This window comes from Faecalimonas sp. LCP19S3_D12 (genome assembly GCF_052121495.1).
In the GTDB taxonomy this organism is placed as follows: Bacteria; Bacillota; Clostridia; order Lachnospirales; family Lachnospiraceae; genus Faecalimonas.
The window spans coordinates 1-661 of sequence record NZ_JBQKED010000125.1 but is presented as its reverse complement, the minus strand read 5'-3'; the positions used below and the strand labels follow the sequence as shown (position 1 = coordinate 661).

The following is a 661-nucleotide window of genomic DNA, read 5'->3' as shown; positions in this document are numbered from 1 at the left end:
GATGGTAAAAGGACATCAAAAGATAGAGGGATCTAATTACTATTTTGATCTGTCAAGCGGAACAGTGTGGAAAGGCTGGGTGACTGAAGGGAACAAGATTTACTACTTTGGTTCAGATGGAAAGATGGTAAAAGGACATCAAAAGATAGAGGGATCTAATTACTATTTTGATCTGTCAAGCGGAACAGTGTGGAAAGGCTGGGTGACTGAAGGGAACAAGATTTACTACTTTGGCTCAGATGGAAAGATGGTAAAAGGACATCAAAAGATAGAAGGATCTAATTACTATTTTGATCTGTCAAGTGGAACAGTGTGGAAAGGCTGGGTGACTGAAGGGAACAAGATTTATTACTTTGGCTCAGATGGAAAGATGGTAAAAGGACATCAAAAGATAGAAGGATCTAATTACTATTTTGATCTGTCAAGCGGAACAGTGTGGAAAGGCTGGGTAATCGAAGGAAGTAAGATTTACTACTTTGGTTCAGATGGAAAGATGGTAAAAGGACATCAAAAGATAGAAGGCTCCAATTACTATTTTGATCTGTCAAGTGGAACAGTGTGGAAAGGCTGGGTAATCGAAGGAAGTAAGATTTACTACTTTGGTTCAGATGGAAAGATGGTAAAAGGACATCAAAAGATAGAAGGCTCCAATTACTATTTT

1 protein-coding gene is annotated in these 661 nt (G+C 38.4%); it reads left to right on the top strand.

The annotated features are described in order from the left end of the window. Positions 1 to 661, top strand: a 661-nt coding sequence (locus ACTQXY_RS15540; protein WP_441660218.1) for an N-acetylmuramoyl-L-alanine amidase family protein, incomplete at both ends; no start/stop codon positions are given.